Source organism: Falsibacillus pallidus, from assembly GCF_003350505.1.
In the GTDB taxonomy this organism is placed as follows: Bacteria; Bacillota; Bacilli; order Bacillales; family DSM-25281; genus Falsibacillus; species Falsibacillus pallidus.
Genome location: NZ_QQAY01000003.1, coordinates 420,698 through 432,743 on the forward strand (window position 1 = coordinate 420,698; position 12,046 = coordinate 432,743).

16 protein-coding genes and 1 riboswitch are annotated in these 12,046 nt (G+C 41.3%); of the genes, 8 read left to right on the forward strand and 8 right to left on the reverse strand.

All coding sequences use genetic code 11. The features are described from left to right. Nucleotides 1–279: 279 nt before the first annotated feature. A complete protein-coding gene (gene metK, locus DFR59_RS08620; protein WP_114745219.1) occupies nucleotides 280–1,479 on the reverse strand; it encodes a methionine adenosyltransferase in 1,200 nt (399 codons plus the stop codon). A gap of 254 nt (nucleotides 1,480–1,733) precedes the next feature. After that, a riboswitch (SAM riboswitch) is annotated at nucleotides 1,734–1,858 on the reverse strand. Between the two features lie 371 nt (nucleotides 1,859–2,229). On the opposite strand from metK, the gene pckA reads away from it, so the two are divergent. After that, nucleotides 2,230–3,816, forward strand: coding sequence for a phosphoenolpyruvate carboxykinase (ATP) (gene pckA, locus DFR59_RS08625; protein ID WP_114745220.1), 1,587 nt, complete (start codon nucleotides 2,230–2,232; stop codon nucleotides 3,814–3,816). Between the two features lie 22 nt (nucleotides 3,817–3,838). After that, on the forward strand, nucleotides 3,839–4,162 hold the full coding sequence (locus tag DFR59_RS19955; protein ID WP_147278259.1) for a hypothetical protein: 324 nt from the start codon (nucleotides 3,839–3,841) through the stop codon (nucleotides 4,160–4,162). A gap of 1 nt (nucleotide 4,163) precedes the next feature. Here DFR59_RS19955 and DFR59_RS08630 read toward each other — a convergent pair whose 3' ends face one another. Both DFR59_RS08630 and DFR59_RS08635 read right to left on the reverse strand, forming a co-directional pair. Next, nucleotides 4,164–4,406, reverse strand: a complete 243-nt coding sequence (locus DFR59_RS08630) for a DUF2584 domain-containing protein (protein WP_114745221.1) — start codon at nucleotides 4,404–4,406, stop codon at nucleotides 4,164–4,166. Between the two features lie 35 nt (nucleotides 4,407–4,441). Then, nucleotides 4,442–5,239: an alpha/beta hydrolase family protein gene (locus DFR59_RS08635; RefSeq protein WP_114745222.1), complete on the reverse strand. Its 798-nt coding sequence runs from the start codon at nucleotides 5,237–5,239 to the stop codon at nucleotides 4,442–4,444. A 136-nt stretch (nucleotides 5,240–5,375) separates the two neighbouring features. Between DFR59_RS08635 and DFR59_RS08640 the strand changes: the two genes are divergently transcribed. From DFR59_RS08640 to DFR59_RS08650, 3 genes are read left to right on the forward strand one after another with little or no spacing between them, the layout of a single operon-like run. Beyond that, nucleotides 5,376–6,380: an ABC transporter substrate-binding protein gene (locus DFR59_RS08640; RefSeq protein WP_114745223.1), complete on the forward strand. Its 1,005-nt coding sequence runs from the start codon at nucleotides 5,376–5,378 to the stop codon at nucleotides 6,378–6,380. Nucleotides 6,381–6,393: 13 nt separating this feature from the next. After that, nucleotides 6,394–7,188, forward strand: a complete 795-nt coding sequence (locus DFR59_RS08645; RefSeq protein WP_114745224.1) for an ABC transporter ATP-binding protein — start codon at nucleotides 6,394–6,396, stop codon at nucleotides 7,186–7,188. Continuing rightward, nucleotides 7,151–7,966 (forward strand): ABC transporter permease, encoded by an 816-nt coding sequence (locus tag DFR59_RS08650; RefSeq protein ID WP_114745225.1) that lies wholly within the window; start codon nucleotides 7,151–7,153, stop codon nucleotides 7,964–7,966. The genes DFR59_RS08645 and DFR59_RS08650 overlap by 38 nt, the downstream gene beginning before the upstream one ends. A gap of 45 nt (nucleotides 7,967–8,011) precedes the next feature. On the opposite strand, the gene ytkD is transcribed toward DFR59_RS08650, so the two are convergent. Continuing rightward, the gene (gene ytkD, locus DFR59_RS08655; protein WP_114745226.1) at nucleotides 8,012–8,497 is read right to left on the reverse strand and encodes an RNA deprotection pyrophosphohydrolase; all 486 of its coding nucleotides are present in this window, start codon (nucleotides 8,495–8,497) and stop codon (nucleotides 8,012–8,014) included. A gap of 140 nt (nucleotides 8,498–8,637) precedes the next feature. Here ytkD and DFR59_RS08660 point away from each other — a divergent pair, with 140 nt between their 5' ends. Next, nucleotides 8,638–9,522, forward strand: a complete 885-nt coding sequence (locus tag DFR59_RS08660; RefSeq protein WP_147278260.1) for a DUF6612 family protein — start codon at nucleotides 8,638–8,640, stop codon at nucleotides 9,520–9,522. Nucleotides 9,523–9,579: 57 nt separating this feature from the next. On the opposite strand, the gene DFR59_RS08665 is transcribed toward DFR59_RS08660, so the two are convergent. Both DFR59_RS08665 and DFR59_RS08670 read right to left on the reverse strand, forming a co-directional pair. After that, nucleotides 9,580–9,918, reverse strand: a complete 339-nt coding sequence (locus tag DFR59_RS08665) for a hydrolase (protein ID WP_114745228.1) — start codon at nucleotides 9,916–9,918, stop codon at nucleotides 9,580–9,582. A 103-nt stretch (nucleotides 9,919–10,021) separates the two neighbouring features. Beyond that, nucleotides 10,022–10,426 carry a phage holin family protein gene (locus DFR59_RS08670; protein ID WP_245948415.1) on the reverse strand — a complete coding sequence of 135 codons (405 nt, stop codon included), beginning with the start codon at nucleotides 10,424–10,426 and terminating at the stop codon, nucleotides 10,022–10,024. Between the two features lie 161 nt (nucleotides 10,427–10,587). On the opposite strand from DFR59_RS08670, the gene DFR59_RS08675 reads away from it, so the two are divergent. Then, on the forward strand, nucleotides 10,588–10,839 hold the full coding sequence (locus DFR59_RS08675; protein WP_114745229.1) for a DUF6154 family protein: 252 nt from the start codon (nucleotides 10,588–10,590) through the stop codon (nucleotides 10,837–10,839). Between the two features lie 82 nt (nucleotides 10,840–10,921). Here the strand turns inward: DFR59_RS08675 and DFR59_RS08680 are convergent, their stop codons facing one another. Continuing rightward, nucleotides 10,922–11,107, reverse strand: coding sequence for a hypothetical protein (locus DFR59_RS08680; RefSeq protein ID WP_114745230.1), 186 nt, complete (start codon nucleotides 11,105–11,107; stop codon nucleotides 10,922–10,924). Between the two features lie 139 nt (nucleotides 11,108–11,246). Between DFR59_RS08680 and ytzI the strand changes: the two genes are divergently transcribed. Beyond that, nucleotides 11,247–11,477: a YtzI protein gene (gene ytzI, locus DFR59_RS08685; RefSeq protein WP_114745231.1), complete on the forward strand. Its 231-nt coding sequence runs from the start codon at nucleotides 11,247–11,249 to the stop codon at nucleotides 11,475–11,477. 32 nt (nucleotides 11,478–11,509) lie between these two features. Here ytzI and DFR59_RS08690 read toward each other — a convergent pair whose 3' ends face one another. Then, nucleotides 11,510–11,983 carry an S-ribosylhomocysteine lyase gene (locus DFR59_RS08690; RefSeq protein ID WP_114745232.1) on the reverse strand — a complete coding sequence of 158 codons (474 nt, stop codon included), beginning with the start codon at nucleotides 11,981–11,983 and terminating at the stop codon, nucleotides 11,510–11,512. Nucleotides 11,984–12,046 lie beyond the last annotated feature (63 nt).

Genomic DNA, 12,046 nt, shown 5'->3' on the forward strand with positions numbered 1-12,046 from the left:
GCACCTACTCCAATAAGGTTTTTTTATAACAAATTCCATCATACAAAACTGAATCATGTCCAGACAACCGTCAAAAGACACGTTATGCCTGAAATCATACTATCCTATAGTATCACTTTTTCCCTAAAAATGCAGTTTCAAATCCTCAAATTTCACACTGGAAATATTAGTACTTTCATCAGTGAAGTTTGAGATCATTTCAGCCCTTCAATATATACTGAAATACAAGAAAGGGAGCTGCATTATTAGCAGCTCCACTTTTTATTCTCTGAGTTTCTATTAGCTTAATGCTTGAGTTTTCAATGCTTCAGCTTTATCTGTTCTTTCCCAAGGAAGATCAAGATCATTGCGTCCGAAGTGTCCGTATGCAGCTGTCTGCTTGTAGATAGGACGGCGAAGATCAAGCATCTTGATGATTCCAGCAGGACGAAGGTCAAAGTTATCACGGATTACATCAACCAATACATCTTCCGAAACTTTTCCTGTACCAAATGTATCAACAGAGATTGATACTGGCTGTGCTACACCGATAGCGTATGCAAGCTGAACTTCAACTTTATCTGCCAATCCTGCAGCGACGATGTTTTTCGCAACGTAGCGAGCAGCGTATGCAGCAGAACGGTCAACTTTAGTCGCATCTTTACCAGAGAATGCACCACCGCCGTGGCGAGCATATCCGCCGTAAGTATCAACGATGATTTTGCGGCCAGTCAATCCTGCATCCCCTTGAGGTCCTCCGATTACGAAACGGCCAGTAGGGTTGATGAAGTATTTTGTTTCTTCATCGATCAATTCTTTTGGAACAACTGGATCGATGACGTATTCTTTCAAGTTGCGCTTGATTTGCTCAAGTGTAGCTTCAGGGTGGTGCTGAGTGGAAATAACGATTGTGTCGATACGGACAGGCTTATCGTTTTCATCATATTCCACAGTTACTTGAGTTTTTCCATCCGGACGAAGGTAAGGAAGGATCTCTTCTTTACGAACTTCAGTCAAACGGCGGGATAATTTATGAGCCAAAGAGATTGGCAATGGCATTAATTCTTTCGTTTCGTTGCAGGCAAATCCGAACATAAGACCTTGGTCCCCTGCTCCGATTGCATCGATTTCCTCATCGGACATTTGGCCTTCACGTGCTTCCAATGCCTGGTCTACACCCATAGCGATGTCCGCAGACTGCTCATCAATGGAGGTCAATACTGCACATGTTTCAGCATCAAAGCCATATTTTGCACGAGTATATCCGATATTGGCAATGGTTTCCCGAACGATTTTCGGAATATCCACATACGTACTTGTTGTAATTTCCCCTGCGACAAGGACAAGTCCAGTTGTCACTGAAGTTTCACATGCTACACGAGCATTGGCATCTTTTGCAATGATTGCATCAAGAATGGAATCTGAAATTTGGTCGCAGATTTTATCCGGATGACCTTCAGTAACAGATTCAGATGTAAATAAACGGCGTTTTGTTGACATCAATGTTCCTCCTTATTAATGTGCAGAGCGAGGAGCCTTTTGCTTACCGCATCCGGCTGAAACGATCCTTTTTCTGCTTAAGTTCGTTTCACGGTACTCATTTCCCTTAGTAGTATGAAATAAACGTTGATACATTATCATGATCAACATGTCATATCATGTAAGCTAAGACGCGATATGTTTTTACACAAAAAGAAAAACCTTCCCTTTGTATAATGTGAGGAAAGGTTTTGATTGCATCATCGAGCCTTTCACCCTTATCGTTCAAGGTTGCACCTTGCGTCAGTTTAGCACCTTTTCTCAAAAAACAAAGTTGTTTTCAGTTGAGCAGGTTGCTGGGTTTCATAGGGTCTGTCCCTCCACCAGCTCAGGATAAGAGTATCCGTTCAAGGTAAAATCATAACGTACTGCACCTTTAGCGTCAATAACTTTCGCAATATTTATTTAAGAATTTAATGGAAGAAAGAAGCTTGGAATATTTCAAACAATCCCTTAAAATAAGGATTGTCCTTTTCTAACATTTTTTTGATAGAAAGATAGCAAATTCTTTGGCGTTACTTCCTATATATATCAACCGCCAGAAGAGACTCTCTTGATCTTTTACATATAATTCAAGAATTGTTACAAAACAAAAACAATCAAAAAAATTGGACACCAATAGTATAGATTAATGCGATAAATGTGTTATACTAATTCTCGAGAAAGAAAACGTTTACTTAAAATAATTTGATAAAGGAAGGTTAATACTGTATGAGTTCAGTAAGCATCTCAAATAAATTATTAGAACTTTTAAACGGTCATAACATTCAAATGCAGCTATCTGTTCCACAGCTCGTGGAAAAAGTCCTGAACCGTAAAGAAGGTGTACTGACTTCCTCTGGTGCAGTCCGGGCAGAAACAGGAAAATATACAGGGAGATCCCCTAAAGATAAGTTTATCGTTGATGAACCTTCCACACGCGATAAAATTGACTGGGGCAGTGTAAATACCCCGATTTCTTCAGAAGCATTCGATCGTTTATATAATAAAGTTATTGATCACTTGAAAGAAAAAGATGAAATTTTTGTCTTCAACGGCTTTGCAGGAGCTGATTCAAAATCCCGCATGCCAATCAGGGTGGTTAATGAATATGCATGGCACAACCTATTTGTGCATCAGCTTTTCATCCGTCCTACTGAGGAAGAGGCTCGCAGCCACGAAGCAGAATTCTCTGTGATTTCTGCTCCTACCTTCCTTGCTGATCCAAAAGTGGATGGCACCAATTCAGAGACATTCATCATCGTCTCATTCGAACGCCGTACAGTCTTGATCGGTGGTACAGAATATGCTGGAGAAATGAAAAAATCCATTTTCTCCGTCATGAACTATATGCTTCCTGAAAAAGACATCCTTCCTATGCACTGTTCTGCAAACGTAGGGCTGGAAGGCGACGTAGCACTTTTCTTCGGTCTTTCCGGAACAGGGAAAACCACTTTGTCTGCAGATCCGAACCGCCGCTTAATCGGTGATGATGAGCACGGCTGGTCTTCAAACGGAGTATTCAATATCGAAGGCGGATGCTATGCCAAGTGCATCAACCTTTCCGAAGAGAAAGAACCACAGATCTTTAATGCCATCCGCTTCGGATCGGTTTTAGAAAACGTCATGCTTGATCCAAAATCAAGAGTGGCAGACTATGATGATACAACTCTTACAGAAAACACTCGTGCAGCCTATCCGCTGCAAGCCATAGATAACATTGTAGAGCCTAGCATTGCCGGTCATCCCAACACAATCATTTTCTTGACGGCAGATGCATTCGGAGTGCTGCCTCCTATCAGCAGATTAACAAAAGAGCAGGCTATGTACCACTTCTTAAGCGGATACACATCAAAGCTTGCCGGCACAGAACGCGGAATCACATCTCCGCAAGCTACATTCTCAACATGCTTTGGTTCGCCATTCCTTCCGCTTCCAGCAACGAAATATGCGGAAATGCTTGGCAAAAAAATCAGCGAGCATAACGTCCAGGTCTTCTTGGTGAATACAGGATGGACCGGCGGTGAGTACGGTGTAGGAAGCCGGATGAAACTAAGCTATACACGCGCAATGGTACAGGCAGCCCTTGAAGGTGAATTGACAAACGTAGAGACGGTTAAGGATGATATTTTCGGATTGTCCGTTCCAATTCATGTTCCTGGTGTTCCGGATGATGTCCTTCAACCGAACAAAACATGGCTGGATCAAGAAGCCTACAAGAAGAAAGCACAAGAACTAAGCAGCAAATTTCAGGAAAACTTCAAAAAGTTCGCCAATGTCAAAGAAGAAATTGCAGAATTGGGCGGACCGCTGAAATAAACAGAAAGAGAGCAGCCGGCAATTGGCTGCTCTTTTTTTATTTGGCGGGTATCGATGGATTTTCATGGCGGCGCGGCGATTGGGCGGCATTTGCTCCGTACTTTTGGCGTTGACCGCTCAACTTTTCCAATTTACCCCGCAACTTTCGGGCGTAACCGCCGCACTTTTCCGGTTAACCCCGCAACTTTTTGACTCAACCGCTCAACTTTCCTATTATTGGAATCTAAACTGCCCCAAAAATATTAAAAAGCACAAAAAAGACGCTCCCGCACGAAGCAGGCAATGTCTTTTTCTTCGCACCAGCCTTTTAAGTACTCAATCAGCCAGCTCAACTATTTTTATGTAATTTAATTAGTAGTGTATAACGAAATGAGTTGATAAACGATCATCGTTTTGTCATCTTGCATTTCAAGTTTTTGGATCACTGCGATCCCGGTGCTCTCCCCATCTTTCGTGCGCTTTACTTCAATCGGGATATCGAGCGGATAGATCCTGTACCCATCCTTTACCAAGGAAAACATGTTTTCCTCCAGCCTTTTTTCATTTCCTTTTGTAACGATCATCGTATTGAATTCTAATGGCATCCCCATAATGATTCATTCTCCTTTTCCAACAGATTTTGACTTTATGAAGAACGGGATTGGCTTTTCATCCATGAGGTCAATTTTTGAACTACTTGCCGATTGACACTCGGCGGAAAATAATGTGTATATTCATTAAAATACCATGTTTCATGGGATTTACCCAGCTTTTTTAATTGTTTTTCCAAACGTTTTGCATGCTCCGCCGATACATTTTTGTCCAGCGCACCATGAATGATCAAAACCGGGGCCCTAAGATTCTCAAGGTCATGTATCGGCGTCCTCCAATCATATCGTTCAGGAAACTTATTAGGTGTCCCTCCGATTACACGTTTCATCATCCTTCGCAGATCTTTTCTTTCTTTATAGGTTAAGTGCATATCTGAAACCCCGCCCCATGTCACAATGGATGAAGTCTCCGACCGATGAATCCCTGTCAATAGTGCCATGACACCTCCCCTGGAGAATCCGAAAACATGAATTCTCCCATCCTTGAGACGCGGGTAATCCTTTAACAAATCAAATGCAGAAAAGGCATCTTCCCTATCATCGCCTGCAAAGTCTTCATTTCCTTCTCCGCCTTCATTTCCTCGATAATAGGGTGCGAACACAATGAACCCTTCAGATGCAAACTGGGCGATCCTTGCCGGCCTCACCATGCCGACACGCTTGATGCCTCCGCGTAGATAAAGGAATCCCTCGTACTGTTTTTCGTCATCTGGTTCTGCCATCAAGCCTTTTACCCTTAAGCCTGAAGAAAAGTACTCAACCATATAGAGGCGGACCTTCGGATTTGGGGAAGGAAATTTCCACTTGCTTATGAGTTTCAATGATTCCACCATTCTCTGCGTCTCCTCCTTTCGAATTATTTTTTATAGGCATTCACACATTTTTGCAAGTTTCATACGATATCGTATCTTGCTTTATAGGCATGTATCATGATGTCTGGCCCAGCCAGAACATAAGGGGGATTTATTTATGAGGAAGAAAATCAAAATAGGCCTCACCATTTTGCTTTCAGCCATGTTGGTTTTCTCTATTGCAGGCTGCAGTGATAAAAAAGAATCACTTAAGAAAGTCCGAATTGCAGAAGTGACGCGCTCCATCTTCTATGCTCCACAATATGTGGCCATCGAAAAAGGATTTTTTAAAGACGAGGGATTGGATGTAACCCTGACCACGACCCCTGGTGGAGATAAAACGATGACAGCTCTCATTTCAAACGGTGCTGATGTTGCATTGGTTGGATCTGAAACAAGTATCTACGTTTATGCTCAAGGCTCCAGTGATCCGGTCATCAACTTCGCCCAGTTGACACAGACAGATGGAACTTTCCTTGTTTCCCGCGATAAAATCGATAATTTCAACTGGGATATGCTTAAGGGGACTACGTTCCTGGGGCAAAGAAAAGGCGGAATGCCCCAGATGGTCGGGGAATTCGTTCTCAAGAATCATGGAATCGATCCTCATAAAGACCTTAACCTGATTCAAAACATTGATTTTGCCAATGTCGCAAATGCCTTTGCTTCCGGAACAGGCGATTTCGTCCAATTATTCGAACCTACTGCCTCCATTTTTGAAAAAGAAGGTAAAGGGCACATTGTTGCTTCATTTGGTAAAGAATCAGGCCACGTTCCTTATACCACGTTTATGGCTAAACAAAGCTATATGAAGAAAAACAAAGATACAGTTGAAAAATTCACTCGTGCCATCTATAAGGCACAGCAATGGGTAGACAGCCACAGTGCAGCTGAAACGGCAAAAGTCATCGCCCCATTCTTTGAAAACACCGACCTCGGATTGATTGAAACAGTAGTCGACCGCTATAAGGCACAAGGATCATTTGCCACTGATCCGATACTGGATGAAGACGAATGGAATAACCTTCAGAACATCATGAATGAAGCAGGCGAACTGCCAAAACAAATCGACCACAGCACTCTGGTCAATACGTCCATTGCAGAAAAAGTAATCAAAAAATAAGGGGGCATCCGAAATGAGCTTCCTGAAAGCCATCCAAATTCACCACAGTTATTTTACCCCAAAAACGGCGATTAAAGCGCTTGAGGATATCAGCTTTGAAGTGGAGGAAGGAGAATTCATCTCCTTTCTCGGCCCAAGCGGCTGTGGGAAAACAACCTTGCTCTCAATCATTTCAGGGTTGATACAGCCTACTTCGGGAAGCATCTACCTTGAAAATGATCCATTGCAGAAAAAACGCTTTTCAATCGGCTACATGCTTCAGCAGGACTATCTTTTTCCTTGGAAGAACATTGAAGAAAATATATTGCTGGGATTGAAGCTGATGAATCAACTGAACAATGAAACGAGAGCCGCAGCACTAGGGCTATTAAATGAGATCGGACTGGAAGGTGTGGAGAAGCAGTTTCCGAGACAGCTTTCTGGAGGGATGCGCCAAAGGGCAGCACTCGCCAGGACGCTCGCTGTCAATCCAAAGCTTCTGCTGCTTGACGAGCCATTCTCAGCACTAGATTATCAAACAAAATTAAAGCTTGAGGATCTAGTATTCGAGACCTTAAAAATGTACAAAAAGACTGCTATCCTTGTTACCCATGATATAGGTGAAGCCATTTCCATGAGCGACCGCGTTTTTCTATTTTCAGCTAAACCCGGACGGCTTCATCAAGTATTTACCATTCCGGAAGAATTAAGAAACCTTACTCCATTTCAAAGCAGAAGCCATCCGTTATATTCAGAACTGTTCCAGACTATTTGGAAGGAGTTGGAGAGCCTTGAAAGCAGCCCAAGATCAACAAGCACTCCTTCATGATGAATTTAAACAAAAATTGAAGAATGAACGAAAATGGGTGCGCTTCTATCAAGTCTGCATCTTCATCCTGTTCTTTTTTCTATGGGAAACAGCTAGCCGTCATGAATGGATCGACCCGTTGATATTCAGTTCACCTTCGAAAGTATGGGAATTGCTGCTTGTGAAGATCCAGGATGGGAGCCTGTTCAATCACCTGCTGTTTACGGTGACTGAAACCATAGTAGGCTTTCTTCTTGGAACTCTTTTAGGGACATTGTTTGCAGCCATCCTTTGGTGGTCCCCAATTTTATCCAAAATCCTGGATCCTTATCTCGTCATATTGAATGCCATGCCTAAAGTGGCGCTCGGCCCGATACTTATTGTCGCTTTAGGTCCGGGACTCACATCCATCATTGCAATGGGAACCATCATTTCAGTCATCATCACCACAATTGTCATTTATACAGCATTTCGAGGGACAGATCCCAACTACATTAAAGTGATGCAGACATTTGAAGCAAATCGATGGCAAATTTTCCGCGATGCCGTCCTTCCATCGTCCTTTCCAAGCATCATTTCAACATTGAAAGTGAATGTCGGACTTTCATGGGTAGGGGTTATTGTCGGCGAGTTTCTGGTTTCCTCCCGCGGGTTGGGATACATGATCATTTATGGATTCCAAGTATTCAACTTCAGTCTTGTACTGCTCTCCCTATTGCTCATCGCAGTGTTCGCAACGATTATGTATCAGTTGGTTGCCCTGCTGGAAAAGAAATTAATCAAAGATGACAGGGAATGAATATCCTTTAGAAAATGCACCATCGCTGGATGGTGCATTTTCATTTTAATCCAATAAGATCCCCCTGTTTTTCAACATTTCCAAGGACAATGGCAGCACCCTGTCTTTCATGTTGAAACTATAGGATTCTTTTTGTGAGTGGTCCAATATATTACCAGAAATCAGGACAGGTCCCCTTGTCTCCATATAATCATCCTTTTCATGAATCGTTTCGATTTCAGCGAAAAAGATGGCTTTGACAAATTGTTTATCGGATTCTGTGATTTCCACCTTGTACTCTCCTACATATGTAAGGAACCCGATTATTCCGCCTGTTTCTTCATAGACTTCTCTTATTGCGGCGTCTTCTATTGTTTCACCAGCCTCTTGCTTTCCGCCCGGGAATTCCAATCCCCTTTTCGGGTGATTCGTCAGCAGCCACTCCCCATTAAATCGACTGATGACAAAAACGTGGCTTGCACTTTCATTAAAACAATCTCTTTCGAAACACAGACTTACAGTATTTCCATTCTGATCTAGAAATTTTTCCATTATTTAGCTACCAATTTCCCTTTCTTAGTATGCTATCCTTATGAATGAACTGGGTATAAAGGATGAAATATCCTTTTTATGAAACATTTTACCAATCCGTTCGTAAAGAGGTATGGATCAATAAAAAGGAGTTGTTCATTTTGAAAATAATCACTTCGGCCATCCTGGTGCTGCTGCTTGCATTTTCACTGGCAGCGTGCAATCAAACGGCCAAACAAGTGGATTCCGGAAAAAGGGAATCCTCAGAAAAAGATTCTAAAAGTACTTTAACACTAGAACAAGTTTTTGAAAAATCATTAGATGCTTCAAAAGACGTAAAAAGTCTCTCCGCTGTAATGGATTTAAAGCAGCACATGGAAAGCAGCCAACAATCAGCTCCAATTCAAACGGTTTCTCATATTGAAATGGAAATGGTTCAAGAACCATTGTCCCTACACCAAAAAATGAAAATGGAAATGGGAGATGCATCTGGTGAAGCAGGCAGTAATGCACTCCAAAATTATGAGACGGAGTCCTATTTAACAAAAGATGGATTTTTCATGTTTGACCCAACGCAGCAAAAATGGATGAAGATGCCGAAAGAATTCTCAGATCAGATCATGCAAATGTCTGATTATCAAACAAATCCAGGGGAAGAATTGAAGAAGCTGAAACAGTACGCAGATGATTTTTCATTTGAACAGGATGATAAACACTTCATTTTAAAATTGAAGGCTTCCGGAGATAAATTCGACCAATTATTAAAGGATTCCATGAATCAAATGATGCCGGAACAATTGAAGGAAAATGAAGGAATGCTCAAAAATATCAAGTTCAATGGAGCAAATTACGAAATCCTGATAAATAAAGAAACGTTCCTGACAGATGCTTTGAACATGACAACAGATATCGAAATGAAAGTTGACGATACTCAATCCATCCAAATGAAACAAGAAATGAAAGGGACTTATTCAGATTACAATAAAAATTTGAACATCACAGTCCCGCAGGATATCCTGGATAATGCACAGGAAGTGAATTTCTAATAATTCAGAACAAATAAAAGAGCGGACGCTTCCGGCAGCAGCGTCCGCTTCTTTGTTTTATTCCTCATCCTTTGTAGGGGTGGCTTCTAATATCCCCATGGAATCTATGTGAGTGCGTGCTTCTTCATCGCCAAGATCATGTATCATTTGGTAAATCTGCTGAAGGTTTCGATCATATGCGTCATTTTCACGATCATAGTGGTACTGGATGTATGGAACATGGGACCTGAGAAACCCTTGCCACCCGGTTGAATAATTCGAATCAAAAATCTCCCTCAACTGTGTGATTTCTTCGTCTGTTGCCTCAATTTTAAAATTCCATGGAGAATCAGTGGCACTGGAGGAAATCTCCCCGCTCCCCACTTCGATGTAATACGTCTTCTTTTCTTCACTCATCAGTTCTTCCACCTTCCGAGGGTTATATCTTTCGTTTCCCACAAAGACAAAAAAATTATACCCCGGATTACTGAGGAGTGAATTCAACCCCGACGGATATGTCCTATTCCTTTTTGTTTTTCTTTTTCAACATTTCAATTTTGTCTTTAATGAAGTCTGGCAGCGGCAAGCCTGCTCTCCCTGCATTCTCCAGAATGGAGATGATTTCATTGCAGAGATAGAAGAGGATGGTCGCATCTCGGAGGAGGTCATTTGTCTTCAGGATCAAATCAAGGAAATGTGCTGCAGCTACAATGCTAAAAATGATGATTTTCTTAAGGATGCCTTTAAAACCGGCCGAACTGGAAAGTCTTCCTTCAATGGCTGAGGCAACAAGTCCTGTTAAATAATCAATGGCAATAGCGCATAAAAGAGTCAATATCAATGGATTCCATGCCCCTAAAAATGTGGATGTAAAAACTCCCCCGGCCAATGCCAGAATTGGTATCATGGTTTTCAATGCAAACAACCGCCTTCTCCTGCTTCAAAAGATTAATTTATTCCTAACAGGGTATATATAATATATAAAATCTAAATAAATACTCCTTACATAGTATGTTGGAAGAACAAAAACGGCTAGATAATTTGTCCCCTAAATATAGACCTAATTTACAGAAAGGAAGTTTGAAAATGAGGTTAGTTGATGAACTGTTTGCAATGTATAGAGATCGGCTTTCTGGCGATGAAGAAGATTTGGATACAATTACATTTACTGTTCTTGAACATTTTGACCGTGAAGAGCTGATGTCGATTGTCAAAGATATGAGAGACGATGAATTAGAATATTTCATCCGGCAATATTTACTGGAGACGCTGAAGGAAAAATTCGCGCGCAAAGAAGGTAAAAGCATAGATCCCAACTACATCAGGCATCTTCATTAAAAATCAGTCGATAATTCCAAAAAAAAATCCGCAGACATCCAGGTCATCCTCAATGTCTGCGGGAATTATTTTTATAAGTTTTTCAAGCCTTTACATCAACTGAGATTCCTTTATAGGGATGTGGTGATGAAGCGGCTGGCGGCGCCATCTTCTGCAGCATGACTGCAGCTTGAGCTGTTTCAGTCGTCATTTGGCTTTTCAGCAAGTTCAGATTTAGCGTATGCCTCAATTCCGATACTTGGGCACCCATCATGGAAGACAAAGTCATTGTATCCCCTCCTTCTTTCAATAGTATCAAATTTTATTTGAAAAAGGTGGAATTTGTTGAAAATGATAGAAATTACTGTAGCAATATTAATGAGTCATGATAAACTTAGAGCCAGATAAATAACAGGAGGCAATTTAAAATGAATGGATTAGTCATAACTATGATTGTCATTGCAGTTATCATTGTTATCATCGTTCTTCTTCTGGCTGTAGTGACCACATCAAAAGCCTATAAATATCAGCATACAGTAGACCCCATAACCGAAAAGCCAGAGGCAAAAAGCGACGAAAACAGCATAGCGGACCTGGATGAAGAAGAAATAGAAGAAAAAGAACATATTCAGGATGAAGAAAGAAAAGATCCGTCCTAAAAATGGACGGATCTTTTTTGTGTCTTTGAATATTAAGCAAATACTTGCTTCAAGTCTTCTTTGCTTTGGTCCAGCCAGAAACGCATCAAGCGTTTAGCACCTTCAAGGTCATGAAGCTTCGCTTGGCCGCACTGTTTTTCATTTGCAGCAGGAATCTCAGTGATTTCTACCGCTTCTTTCATTGTGGATTCCATTAAGTCAATGATATCTTCTACAGAAGGCTCACCGCTTACCACTAAATAGTAGCCTGTTTGGCAGCCCATTGGAGAGATATCGATAATATCGAAATGATCATATTGATCTGCATATTTACGAATGTTAAATGCCAATAAATGTTCGAGTGTATGGATAGCATCCGGTTTCATTGCCTGCTTATTCGGCTGGCAGAATCGAATATCAAATTTATTTACAACTCCATCTGTTCCAACTTTATGGACACCGCAATGACGGACGTAAGGTGCTTTAACAGCATTATGGTCTAATTCAAAACTTTCTACTGAAGGCATTAATTCCACTCCCTTATTTGATAATCATTCGAATACATTATAACATACCTTTAATTCCTAGTA